The following is a 12,405-nucleotide window of genomic DNA, read 5'->3' as shown; positions in this document are numbered from 1 at the left end:
AATTCTGCGGGATTGATATTATTAACCAGTTAATTCCGTAATGATGTTTTTCATTGCGAATATAAGGTTATCGACTTTACTTTTATCGGTTGCATCCGGATGTGGGTCTGCAAACTGTTGAGCGTCGTTATCAAAATATCGGCCAGAAGCATTTGAAAATACATCTTCAAGTGCCAAAGCACTAACAATATTAGCACCAATACTTAGGTCATTACCTGCAATGCCAAAACCTTCGGTTACCATTTTACTGGCTAATAAAGAACCCGGATTAACAGCTATAAATGCAGGGCTATTAATTGAGTTTTGCCCATATTTTTCAGCTAAGAATTGTGTCCAAAATACAATGGCAAGTTTACTTTGTGCATAGGCAGAAAAATCATCAGTAATAGCCACTTGACCTAATAATGCAGGAATATCAACAGGGGCTTGTGCCGCAGATGACAAGTTAATGACTCGTCCGGTTTTAGACATTAAAGGCAGTAATAATTTGGTTAATAAATACGGTGCTATGGTATTAACCACAAATCGAACATCCAAACCCTTTTTTGTGATTGGTTCAGGTGTTTTAAATACGCCAGCATTATTGATCAATACATCAAGCGAGGAATGTTTTAGTTTTACCGCGTTGGCGAGTTTAATTACGTCATGCAAATCAGATAAATCCGCAACATAACATGCTATTTGTTCTGGCTGTTTGGTTATGTTTAACAAAGATGTTTTAACCGCTTCAAGTTTTTCACTGTTTCTGCCGTGAAGTAAAACGGTATGCCCAAGTCCTACTAATACTTTTGCTGTCGCTAGGCCAATGCCATCCGTCGCGCCAGTTAGGAGAATTGTTTTTTGCATTTAGTGTGACCTTATTAGTAGGTGGTATTACACAAGTTTGATTTGTCAAAGTTAGTGTAAAGCTTGAGTTATATAGTTCAAGGTTTATAGGTTACTTCTGTGAGTCTTTTGATGACAGAGCATATTGTGACAAAAGCCTATAACAGAACAGATCTATCTCCTAATTGACATCCGTCATTGGGCAAGAACACCTTATCTAGGTAGATTGCTACAAAGTCAAAAAGGATAATAATAATGAAAAAGATAATATCAGCAGCATCTATAACGTTAGCGATTACGTTAGCCCTTGGCGGTTGTGCAGCAGTAGAGCAAACTTCCACACAAAAACCAGTAGACGATCCGATTAAAGAGCAACTTTTCCATAACTGGTTTGCTGCTGAGTTTGATAATCATGAACAAAACTGGCAAGACAAAATAGACAAAGTAAAAAATGAAGAACTACAAGTGCATGAACATATTCATCATATATTTGCACCAGTGCCAACACCGGCTTTAGAAGGAAAAACCTATTTTGTAAAACAGTACATGGACGGCGATGTTAATAAAGTCTATCGCCAACGTCTGTATCAGTTTATCCGTAACGAAGAAAAAGGTGCGGTACAACTTAATATCTATCGTTTTAAAGATGAAGCTAAATACGCAGATGCACATTTAAATCCAGCCATTTACCAAACCTTAACAACCGATGAGATTACGACCTATCCAGGTTGTGAAGTATATTGGCAGTGGAATACTAAAGGTGAATACTTTGACGGTATTATGGGTGAAAACACCTGTGCTATTAAATCTAAACGTTCTGGCAAGATGATGTACTTTAATGACACGTTACGCTTAACCGACAATGAAATTTGGATTTCCGATACAGCACATGACGAAGATGGCAAAAAAATCTTTGGTAATAAACAAGGCATTGCTCATATCAACCGTAAAGTAACGTATTTTGAAGGTTGGGGTGGTAACCGTTTAGGCGGAAAAGACGCACCAGACGATGCAAAATGGGGCTTTAATCGCGGTATTACAATACACAATGAAGGACAAATCTGGCCTTTAGTTGATAGTAAAACAGGTGAAGAAACAGGCTATTCAATTCAGCTAGCGCAATTAACGTATCAAAATACAACAGATCCAATTTTAAAGTTTGGTTTAATCGATAACAAAACGGGTAAAACCATTACCTATATCTGGGGTGATAGAACCACGGTAAAAATTGGTATGAACTTACGTTGGATGCAAGCAGGGTTAAAAGTTAAAGAAGTTAATCCACACTTTGGTTTTTAACTAAAACTTAATGTAATAAAGCCATCTATTGTGAATTAGTAATAGGTGGCTTTATTTTGTCTGATTGCTAAATGGCAATTGTACCTTCTGGGTATACCCGTATTATCTGTATTTAATCATTGCGACAATCTAGTTAAAACTAAATAACTGGTCATAGAATAATTCACAGTAAACGTAATTAAGTGAAGTATATGAATATAGAAGTATTAACATCTCAGCTGATAGCGCTTTTGGGGTCTGAACAAGTATTAACGGACGAAGCTAATAAAGTCTTATATGCACAAGATGTATATTGTAAAGAGTTGCCAGCAGGTTTGGTGATCCGCCCAGACTCAATTGAAAAATTAGCCGAAGCGATAAAATTAACCACATCTGCGGGAATAGCTGTTATTCCAAGAGGTGGTGGTATGTCGTACACCAAAGGTTTTGTTCCAAGTGAAGAGAACAGTGTGATTGTGGATACTTCTGCCTTTGACAAAGTATTAGAAATTAACACCGAAGATATGTATGTCACTATGCAAGCGGGATGTACATGGCAAGAACTGCATAAAGCCTTGGAGCCTACCGGTTTTCGTACGCCATATTGGGGCACGTTATCCGGCAGTAAAGCCACAATAGGTGGCGGATTATCGCAAAACTCAATATTTTGGGGCAGTGGCCAATATGGTTTTGCTGCTGATTCCGTTTTATCTGTTGAAGTTATTTTGGCCGACGGGACCATTATTAATACTGGCAGTGCCGCACAAGTTAATGGTTCTGCGTTTATGCGTCATTACGGTCCAGACTTAACGGGGTTATTTTGTTGTGATAATGCGGCGTTAGGTTTAAAAACCTCAGCGACATTGCGTTTAATACCACAACTAAAATACAAAGATGGTGTGTCATTTTGTTTTGATACCTTTGAGCAACAATCAAAAGTCATGTCAGAAGTAGCAAGACAAAATTTAAGTACGGAATGTTGTGGGTTTGACCCATTTTTGCAAGCGCAACGATTAAAAAGAGAGTCATTAACCGCAGATGTGAAATCATTAGTTGGTGTGATGAAGTCAGCTGGTGGCATAGGTAAAGCATTAACAAAAGGCGCTAAAATAGCTTTGGCAGGCCGTAACTTTGCAGAAGCTGAATCATGGTCAGTTCACTTTTGGGTAGAAGACAGATCAGAGGCGGCAGTAAAAGAAAAACTATTGGCGATTCGTCAAATCGCCAAAACCCAAGGCGCAAATGAAGTCGCCAATACAATACCGACTGTATTAAGGGCTAACCCATTTGGTCCTGTGAATAACATGATAGGCCCTAACGGTGAACGTTGGGCTCCTGTGCACACACTCGTCCCTCATTCAAAAGCCATCACGGCTTACCAAGCTAGTTGTGATGTGTTTGCTAAACATCAAGCCAACATAGATAAGTTTAATATTGGAGTTGGTTATTTGCTGGCATTGGTATCTACCAATGTATTTGTATTGGAACCGGTATTTTTCTGGCCAGATGAATTAAACGAAATACATCATTTTGCGATTGATGCCGCTCACATTAAAAAAGTAAAAGGTTTTGCTAAAAATCCAGCAGCAACCGCTGCGGTACAAGCTATTCGTATAGATTTAGTAAAAGCTTATAAAAAAGTAGGTGGTGTACATATGCAAATTGGCAAAACCTATCAATTTAAAGAGGGCATAGCAGAAGTTAATTTTAATTTACTGAAAAAACTGAAAGCAGAATTAGACCCTACAAACCGCTTTAACCCAACTGCATTAGGTTTGTAATTATGTCTAACCGTGTATCAAAAACTAATCTCGAATCAAAAGCTAAAAAGCAATCAGCGAATACGGTAAATCGTCACTTTTGCTCAATTAGATTAAATGAGCAGGAGCTAAATATTCATTACCGTACTGTGGGTAACAACACAGACCCAATGGTTTTTTTATTGCATCCATCACCATTGTCATCGGCGTTTATGTTGCCCATTATGCAAGTGTTTGCACAAGCGGGTTATTATGCCATCGCATGGGATGCGCCGGGTTATGGTGATTCTGACAAACTATCAACCGGTGGCGAAACGTTAAAAGAATACTGCGATAGTTTAGCTGAGTTTATCCAGTGTTTTATCACTGACGATAGCAATACCGCCAAAATATATGGTAATGCCACGGGCGCTCAAATCGCCATTGAATTTAGTAAACAATATCCAGAACTTTGCCATCAATTAATTTTGGAAAATGCCGCTATTTTTACGGATGATGAACGTGATGAATTTATGCAACACTATTTTCCTGATTTATCACCTAAACAAGACGGTTCACATTTAACCACTACATGGCAAATAGTTAACCAGTTGTTCCAGTATTTCCCATGGTATGACACTAGTGAAAAGGCAAAGTTATTAACGGCTAAACCGCCATTGTCAGTATTACAAGCAACTTTTGCAGACTACCTTAAAGCGGGTGAGGGTTATGGTAATGCCTATAAAGCGGCGTTATATAATGAAATCCCAGCTCAAATTCAAAGTGTTACCTGTAATTCCGATATCGTCCTGTGGAATGACAGTATGTTGAAAAAATACAGTGCTCGGTTATTGGATGTGGCTTTACCAAAGAATATTAAATTGCATTTAGTTGAAAGCGGAATAGAACAACGATTTGCTACTTTAACTGACCTTATTAAGAAGTAATTATGACCATAGACTCGAATATCTCATACCAACAAACTACTCAAGTCACATTGGCTTCTTATCCTGATACCTATCCAAGTGAAGAGAATTTTGCCGTTAATACAGTGACATTACCTGCTTTACAAGATGGCGAAGTAAAAATTAAACACACCTTTTTATCTTTAGACCCATATATGCGTAGCCAGATTGCAGGTCGTCATGTATCTGGTTCTATAGAGCTAAATGGTCTAATGTTTGGTGAAGTGGTTGGTGAAGTTGTGGAAACTAAATCAGCCAAATTTAACTTAGGCGATCAGGTACGTTGTATGGGCGGTTGGCAAACAGCCAGCATTCAAAAAGACAGCGCAGTATTTGCGATTGGTAATATAGAACAGCCATCACATGCATTATCTGTGTTAGGTATGCCGGGCTTAACCGCTTACGCTGGGTTGATCTGGCAGGCACAACCACAAGCAGGAGATGTTGTTGTTATTCCAGCGGCAACGGGCGCTGTGGGTGCAACGGTTGGGCAATTAGCTAAAGCAAATGGCTGTACTGTGATTGGCATTGTTGGATCGGATGAAAAAGTAGATTACGCCATAAACCAATTGGGTTATGACGCTTGTATAAATCGTAAGACACAAGATGTTGAACAAGCGTTAGATAAACTTTGTCCTGAAGGCATCAACATTTATTTTGATTTAGTCGGTGGCGATTTATTACATTCAGTTTCTGCACGTTTGGCCATAGGTGCAAGAGTGATCTTATGCGGTATGATTGCAGAAACAAATTCTAAAGAACGCATGGCAGGCCCTTCGCCTGGTATGTGGATCAAAGCGCGCGCTATAGTTTATGGTTTGGTTGTTTATGATTTTGAGCCTCGTCGTCAAGAGTTTATTGATGCTTGTGCCGAGTTAGTGAACGCTAACAAATTAATAATGAAAGAAGATGTAAGTGTAGGAATAGCGTCCGCACCAGCTGCGTTTAGTCGCTTAATGCGCGGTGAAAACATGGGCAAAGTTATTGTAAAAATCTAAGCCGACTTATTACATACTTAGATCCAAAAAAGGGATCGTTTGATCCCTTTTTACATATAAAGCTAATTATTCAATTAACTAAGTTTAGTCTTTATCGCTTGCTGGTTTGTCCATGATCTTATTTATTTCTAACCAATAACCATCTGCATCTCTAACCATAGTTTGCATCACTGAAATTTTACCGCCATTAGCTCTTGGGTAAGTGATCACTTCAGGTTCTTCAATTACAGTAACACCAGGTGTTGCTGCCACTTTTTCCCAGCGGGTTTCTAAATCTGTTGCATTAATGACAACAATTGGGTCGCCTGGTACCGGTTCGTCAAATGACTCTTTACGTTGCGGTTTAAGAGGGTGAATATATTCTAGAATGCCAATTGCACCGATAAAGTCATCGTTGGCACGCATTAATACTAAACGGCGTTTTCTGGTTTCACCATTTGCCATTGGTGATTCAATCATTTGATCATAAATAACGGTTAACCCCAACGCATCGCGGTATAACTTTAATGATTTTTCGGCGTCATTAACGATGAAAGTAGTACGGCGAACATCGACAGGAATTTGTTGGTCAGGGGCAACAGCTTTAGCGGAAATCTGTGAGCTTATTAATATGCTCACATAAGTTATCGTAATTATTAGTTTTTTAATCATGTTCATTTCCAATGTTTATTGAACTTACCAATATAGAAGTCATGGCGTACCTTACATTGATAAAGGTCAAAATGCGTTAGGTATAAAGTCCATCCAACGTTTTCATGTGCCAATAGATTGCTTAATATGAAGATAATTAAAATTATTGAGAATCCTATATGTCAGAAATTGAAAGAGAGTTCATGGACTTTGACGTGGTTATTGTCGGAGCTGGACCTGCAGGGTTATCCGCCGCTATTCGTTTGATGCAAAAAGCACAACAAAACGAACAAGAGTTGATGGTTTGTGTAGTAGAAAAAGGCTCAGAAGTGGGTGCTCATACATTATCAGGTGCCGTGTTAGAGACAACCGCATTGGATGAACTTATTCCAGATTGGCTGGAAAAAGGCGCGCCAATAAGCACCAAAGTTACCCATGATGAAGTGTACTTCTTAAGAGGTGAAGACAAAGCCTCAAAAGTGCCCGGTTTTGCCTTTCCAAAGACTATGCACAATGACGGAAATTACGTTGTGTCTATGGGCAATGTTTGTCGTTGGTTGGCTGAACAAGCAGAACAAATGGGCGTAGAGATATTCCCAGGATTTTCTGCCTCTCATATTTTGTATGATGAAAGCGACAATGTGACGGGGATTCAAACTGGAGACATGGGGTTAGACGAAGCTGGCAATGCAAAAGATTCATACATGCCGGGAATGGAGCTAAGAGCCAAATACACAATTTTTGCTGAGGGTTGCCGAGGTCATTTGGGTAAAGAATTAATTCAAAAATATGACTTAGACCAAGGTAAATCACCACAACACTATGGCTTAGGATTTAAAGAAATTTGGGATGTGCCAGCGGAACAGCATCAAGAAGGTTTGGTGATTCACAGTGCAGGTTGGCCGTTAACCGATGGTGCTTCTGGTGGTGGGTATTTGTACCATGCTGAAGGCAATCAAATTGTTTGCGGTTTGATTGTCGATCTTAACTATGACAACCCATACTTGAATCCATATGAAGAGTTTCAACGTTTAAAACATCATCCTGTTTATGCCAAACATTTAACTGGTGGTAAACGTATTGCTTATGGCGCAAGAGCCATTGCCAAAGGTGGACTGAATTCGTTACCAAAAATGTCATTCCCTGGAGGTTTTTTAGTTGGTTGTAACGCAGGAACGTTAAACTTTGCAAAAATCAAAGGCAATCATGCGGCAATGAAATCAGCCATGTTAACCGCTGAAGTGATCGCCGATGCGTTGAAACAGTCGAATGTTGGCCAGCAGGACTTAACCCAGTTACAAACGGTATTTGAACAATCTTGGTTGTATGACGAACTTAATTCAAGCCGCAATTTTGGCCCTGCATTACATAAGCTTGGTACCGTTATAGGGGGTGCGTATAACGTTTTAGATCAAAACTGGTTTGGCGGAAAATTACCGTTTAATTTTACCGACGATACACCGGATCATGAAATGTTAAAACCCGCTGCAAAATGCAATAAAATTGAATATAACAAACCTGATGGTCAATTGAGTTTTGATAGACTTTCATCTGTGTTTTTATCTAATACCAACCATGAAGAAGGCCAGCCTGTTCATTTAAAGTTGATCGATGCAAGCATACCAGTGACGACAAATTTGAATGTATACGACGAACCTGCGCAGCGCTATTGTCCAGCAGGCGTTTATGAGTTTGTAGAAAATGCCGATGCAGACAAGCAGTTTCAAATAAACTCGCAAAACTGTTTGCACTGTAAAACCTGCGATATTAAAGACCCAGCTCAAAACATTACTTGGGTAACGCCAGAAGGCACGGGGGGGCCAAACTATCCTAATATGTAATTGGGTTTTGTAATAAAGCTAAGAACACAAAACAAACTTCGGTTTTGTGTTCTTAGCTATTTATATAGCGGGTAATGAATAATGCAGAAACGATTAACTTTCTGAGTAAGCAAATAATGCGTCTCGGTCTAAGATAGTGATTTGATAGTTACTCTCAATATGGATCAACATGTCCTTTTTGAGTTTACTAAATCCACGACTGCTGGTTTCTAATGACATACCTAAATAATCTGCAATATCTTGGCGGCTCATAGGTAAATGAAATTTACTCGAACCGTGTCCTAGTCTATGTTCCATATCTAGTAGAAAATGTGCAATACGTTGATGTGCGGTTTTTTGCCCCATCACAAAAAGCTGATCTAAAATTAAAGACAAGATGTGATTGGTCACATTCTGATAACGTTTTGCTACCGTAGGGTGTTTATCAAATACATTACGGATTATTTTTTGATGTATCTTAATAACCGTTGATTCCGTTAACGTCTTGGCACTAAAGCTATAACTTGCGGTTTCAGAAATACCTAATAAGTTGCCAGTAAACAGAAAGGCAAACACTTGTCTAGAACCTGTCGATGTTGATCGTTCCAACATAATTGAACCAGAAACTGGAATGTATACATAATCACTAGAGTCTTTTTCTCTAAAAAGATATTCAGCGGACCCAACGGTAATTTCTTCAGCCTTGTTGGCTAATTCATCTAAAAACTCTGCAGAGGCTTCTTCGTCTTTCATTGTTGAGCCAAAACAACTCGCTAAAGAGGTTTTAATGGCGACTTTATTTATATCTAAGGACATTGTTTTTCCATTTAAGGTGTGGAGTTTTGATAAAACTCCAACCATGTATTATCTGGGGTTCTAATAGCCAGAATATCCACCAAACCGTATGGAGGCAAACGTAATTTTTGTTTAGATACAATGTTTATGTCATTTGACCGTAAATGGGTCTCCAACTTGTCTAAATTATCGACAGGAAACCTGAGCATAGCGATGCCAAGATTAGGCGGCTTAGCTAGGTCGGAAACATTACGACCGGTCGCACCATGAAATTGTAAAATTTCAACAGAGCCTTCATTAATGCCGTCAGGATGAAGGATATAGACAGAACGAACCACCTCAGTGGCAATATTGTGTGGTAAACCTAAAACATTTGGCTCTGCCGTTTTACTGGCGCCTTTGTGTTCTAGGTAAGTTTTAAAGCCTAAAACGTCACGATAAAAATTTAATGATGTTTCTATGTCTGCAACCACTTGAGTGGAGTTAAATACTCGGCTGAACTCTTTAACATTAGGCCAACCTTCTAGTTCAGGTTTGATCCGTTCAATAATGGCAAAAGCAATGCCATCAGCGTTTTTAACTATCCATTCTTTTACTACAAATGGACCAAATGAAAACTGGACGGGATCGGTTGAGGCAGTCCATCCTAGTTTTTGCATTTGTTTGGACTTTGCATCCATATCTTTTACACGGACGTTGACATCAAATATGCCACCTACATCCCAAGATTGGGTATTCGATCTAATTAGTTGCTGTTCTACGCCTGCTATTTCAATCAAACGTACATAACCACGGTTTTCACCTTTATTGGCCATGACGATTTGTTTGATACTTGCAGACGTTGGTAATTGCCATAATAGTTTGAGGTTATCATCGACTTTGTCAGTAGAGCGAACTTCCCAGCCTGCTACGTCTTTATAAAACTGAGCAGCCGCTTTAGCATCTGAAACAATAAATAAAGTTTCAGTAAATCCACCGAGTTTAAAATCTACAGCAGTGGCAGACAGCGAAAATACACAAACAATACAAGCTATTAATTTATTCATGTTATAGCGCCTCGAACACTTCGATTAAGAACCCGTTTGGTGCTCTTAATGTTGCAACTTTAGCTTTACCAAACATAGGGCTGTCCATTTCTACTACGCCACTGACTATTTCACTGCCGTATTGTTTGGCGTTGCTCAATACTTCATTAATATCGGTCACTGGATAAGTCCACATACCTAAACCAATGTTAGGAATAGTGGGTTTGTTGGTTGGACGTACAGGCTCTACGTTTCTAAAATCAACAAACAGCATATGTCCTGTGGTTGCACCTTTACTGTATACAATGGCAAAACGGAATACGGTGCCGTTTGGTAAATTCATAGCGCCTTTGTCACCTGCACTTTTAAATTCACGATCCGAACGAATTTCTAATCCCAATACGTCGGTGTAAAATTTTAAATGCTGAGGAGAATTTTCAATTATTTGAGCCGAATACGCTGGCCCACCAAGACCATCTTTAGCAATAGGTCCTAATGGCGCCATGCCACCACCACGGGTGATCGCAACACCGTGTAAGAAGTCAGGTGCATTAAAAATAGTTTCATCGATTTGATAAGTTGTACCGTCGGTTCTAGGAATTGGATAACTCTCCAATACATTTAATGCGCCAAATCCTTTATCACGAATTTTCTTGTCGAGTTTAATCGTGTTGTCATTTGGAAAGCCTAAAGAAAAAGGCCCTAACTCCATGGAGTTCCAGCTGTCATGAATGGTTGGCGTTGGTTTGTTTAATACTAACAGTTGAATTTGAATAGCTTGGCTGATGCCTTTGCGATAAAGCTTATAGGTTTCCCATTTTATATCCGTTGGGATCTGCCACAACTTTCGTTGAGTATCTATTTGAGATTGTGTGAGTTTGATAGGACCTTCAACGGTCATACCCATGCCATCACGGTAAAATAATAAACTTTCTTGTAATGACACGGTTGCAATCGTTGCTGTGTGTAGAGGGAGTGCCAAAGCATCCTTGACAGAACTTTGTGGTGCCAATGCATCTTTTGTTTCGGCGTATGAAAAGCCACTTGTGATAATTATCAATAAGAGCGCGATATAGTGTAGAGAAGACCATGTTTTCATCTTGTTATTTGTCCGTACAAATTCTAGTGTGGCAATGTAAGCACATTAATTACGTAAAGGTAAATCAAATGAAAAAACTTGTTATTGGCTTTTTGACTATTGTCATGAGTTGCATGATTTTTGTACAAGCAGAAACGATTTCCCCTCCTAATACGGGTGTCAGTGGTGTATATGAGGTGATGATAGGTACGGATGACGCCAAATCATTACTGGAGTTGCTCAGCCACTTTGGTTTTGAACTAAAACAAAAAGGTCAATTAAGCGCAAGTAAAGCACAGCAACTTTATGGCGTGGATAGTGAGTTAGTATCTTACCGATTGCAAAATGGTGAGGTAGACAGTCATGGTTTAATTCGTGTACTTGAGTGGTCCAATATTCAAGGTGAAGGTGTTGGTTATGCTCAACCTGAAACGGTTGGCCAGCGTATGTTAGTGATGAGAACGAATGATATTTTCCGCTTACATGATATTTTTTCTGACGCCAGAAAGTCAGGCGAGAAGTGGTTGCCTACAGAACCGGTATACGATGACTTATATAAAATGACCGACGGTAAACTTAATATATTAAACCGTCGTATCGGCGTACGTGAAATGGCCGCATATGGTGATTTAGTTAATATTGTATTTTTTCAGCGGTACGGTTACACCATACCGGGTTACGGAACTATAAATGGTTCAACACCATTAAGAACTAGTGAAGTAACTCATAATGACTTTATTATTTCAGGGTCAACCAAACAAGATATGTTAGATCAAACTAACTATTATCGTGATGTTTTAGGGTTTAAACCAGAAGGTGATGTGGTATTAGATGGTGATTGGCAGCAGGGGCCAAAACGGGTATTTAATATGGCAGATGGAAGCAGTCATTGGTATCGAGGTTTTGTTAGCCCCAATAATATATCAGGTAAAATGAAGTTTTTTGTTAATCCAGATTCAAGACCTGATCGTAGTTCTGAACAAAAGCCAGGTCATAAAGGCATCACATTACACTCGGTTTATAGTGCTGATATGGCAAAAATTCACGATTTGGCTTTACAAAACAAGATTGAAACCACAACAATTCTTCACAATGAATTTGGCGAAAAAGCGTTCGTGATCTCGGGCCCTGATGGTTCTACATGGCAGGTATTGCCTAAGCCTCTGGTTAATAATTCGCCAAAATTAGAGTTAAATTTTACCCAAACAGGACAATAAATAATCGCCCCCCATTATTGATAAATATCAATAAT

The 12,405-nt window shown here is 39.1% G+C and carries 11 protein-coding genes; 6 read left to right on the top strand and 5 right to left on the bottom strand.

The annotated features are described in order from the left end of the window. Positions 1 to 21: 21 nt before the first annotated feature. Positions 22 to 846, bottom strand: coding sequence for an SDR family NAD(P)-dependent oxidoreductase (locus tag KO505_RS16800; protein ID WP_216056619.1), 825 nt, complete (start codon positions 844 to 846; stop codon positions 22 to 24). A 234-nt stretch (positions 847 to 1,080) separates the two neighbouring features. On the opposite strand from KO505_RS16800, the gene KO505_RS16795 reads away from it, so the two are divergent. From KO505_RS16795 to KO505_RS16780, 4 genes are all read left to right on the top strand, one after another. Continuing rightward, positions 1,081 to 2,124, top strand: a complete 1,044-nt coding sequence (locus tag KO505_RS16795) for a chromophore lyase CpcT/CpeT (protein WP_216056618.1) — start codon at positions 1,081 to 1,083, stop codon at positions 2,122 to 2,124. A 191-nt stretch (positions 2,125 to 2,315) separates the two neighbouring features. Continuing rightward, entirely contained in the window at positions 2,316 to 3,884 is a 1,569-nt protein-coding gene (locus KO505_RS16790) for an FAD-binding oxidoreductase (RefSeq protein ID WP_216056617.1), read from the top strand. A 2-nt stretch (positions 3,885 to 3,886) separates the two neighbouring features. Continuing rightward, a complete protein-coding gene (locus KO505_RS16785; protein ID WP_216056616.1) occupies positions 3,887 to 4,789 on the top strand; it encodes an alpha/beta hydrolase in 903 nt (300 codons plus the stop codon). A gap of 2 nt (positions 4,790 to 4,791) precedes the next feature. Next, entirely contained in the window at positions 4,792 to 5,805 is a 1,014-nt protein-coding gene (locus KO505_RS16780; protein WP_216056615.1) for an NADP-dependent oxidoreductase, read from the top strand. 84 nt (positions 5,806 to 5,889) lie between these two features. Here KO505_RS16780 and KO505_RS16775 read toward each other — a convergent pair whose 3' ends face one another. Continuing rightward, positions 5,890 to 6,456 (bottom strand): VOC family protein, encoded by a 567-nt coding sequence (locus KO505_RS16775; RefSeq protein WP_216056614.1) that lies wholly within the window; start codon positions 6,454 to 6,456, stop codon positions 5,890 to 5,892. Between the two features lie 158 nt (positions 6,457 to 6,614). On the opposite strand from KO505_RS16775, the gene KO505_RS16770 reads away from it, so the two are divergent. Beyond that, on the top strand, positions 6,615 to 8,276 hold the full coding sequence (locus KO505_RS16770; protein WP_252731887.1) for an electron transfer flavoprotein-ubiquinone oxidoreductase: 1,662 nt from the start codon (positions 6,615 to 6,617) through the stop codon (positions 8,274 to 8,276). Between the two features lie 93 nt (positions 8,277 to 8,369). Here the strand turns inward: KO505_RS16770 and KO505_RS16765 are convergent, their stop codons facing one another. Genes KO505_RS16765 through KO505_RS16755 form a run of 3 tightly spaced genes read right to left on the bottom strand, consistent with a single transcriptional unit; the run spans position 8,370 to position 11,135 of the window. Beyond that, positions 8,370 to 9,071 carry a Crp/Fnr family transcriptional regulator gene (locus KO505_RS16765; protein WP_216056613.1) on the bottom strand — a complete coding sequence of 234 codons (702 nt, stop codon included), beginning with the start codon at positions 9,069 to 9,071 and terminating at the stop codon, positions 8,370 to 8,372. 11 nt (positions 9,072 to 9,082) lie between these two features. After that, entirely contained in the window at positions 9,083 to 10,096 is a 1,014-nt protein-coding gene (locus KO505_RS16760; protein WP_216056612.1) for a VOC family protein, read from the bottom strand. A 1-nt stretch (position 10,097) separates the two neighbouring features. Next, positions 10,098 to 11,135: a VOC family protein gene (locus KO505_RS16755; RefSeq protein WP_252731885.1), complete on the bottom strand. Its 1,038-nt coding sequence runs from the start codon at positions 11,133 to 11,135 to the stop codon at positions 10,098 to 10,100. A gap of 107 nt (positions 11,136 to 11,242) precedes the next feature. On the opposite strand from KO505_RS16755, the gene KO505_RS16750 reads away from it, so the two are divergent. Continuing rightward, positions 11,243 to 12,370 carry a hypothetical protein gene (locus tag KO505_RS16750; protein WP_216056610.1) on the top strand — a complete coding sequence of 376 codons (1,128 nt, stop codon included), beginning with the start codon at positions 11,243 to 11,245 and terminating at the stop codon, positions 12,368 to 12,370. Positions 12,371 to 12,405: the final 35 nt, after the last annotated feature.

The organism is Psychrosphaera sp. F3M07 (assembly GCF_018860345.1).
Lineage (GTDB): Bacteria > Pseudomonadota > Gammaproteobacteria > Enterobacterales > Alteromonadaceae > Psychrosphaera > Psychrosphaera aquimarina.
The sequence above is the reverse complement of the archived record's forward strand: the minus strand, read 5'-3'. Positions and strand labels throughout refer to the sequence as shown.